Source organism: Pseudomonas sp. 313 (assembly GCF_000316965.1).
GTDB lineage: Bacteria > Pseudomonadota > Gammaproteobacteria > Pseudomonadales > Pseudomonadaceae > Chryseomonas > Chryseomonas benzopyrenica.
Genome location: NZ_ANBZ01000103.1, coordinates 1 through 307, shown reverse-complemented (window position 1 = coordinate 307; position 307 = coordinate 1). Strand labels below are relative to the sequence as shown.

Here is a 307-nt window from a genome sequence, read left to right as displayed (position 1 = left end):
AGGTCATTTGCCACCTCACCGAAGCTTATCGCAGGCTATCACGTCTTTCATCGCCTCTGACTGCCAAGGCATCCACCGTATGCGCTTCTTCACTTGACCATATAACCCCAAGCAATCTCGCCGGCGTCCAAGGACGCTACCGATCTGCAAAGCGTTAAATGAGTGAAGACGACATTTCGCCGAAAACTTGCGCTTGAGTTCGCAAGATTTTACCTTGACGACACTAACTGCCAGTGAAAACAGTTAATGCAGTCTACTTCTATCACTTTCCCAATTTTTTAAAGAACAGTTCTGATCAAAGACCAGA

Annotated in this window: 1 rRNA gene; it reads right to left on the bottom strand. The window is 46.6% G+C overall.

The window, feature by feature from the left end:
* Window positions 1-99 (bottom strand): 23S ribosomal RNA (locus C722_RS0123625); the annotation flags it as partial.
* Between the last annotated feature and the right edge of the window lie 208 nt (window positions 100-307).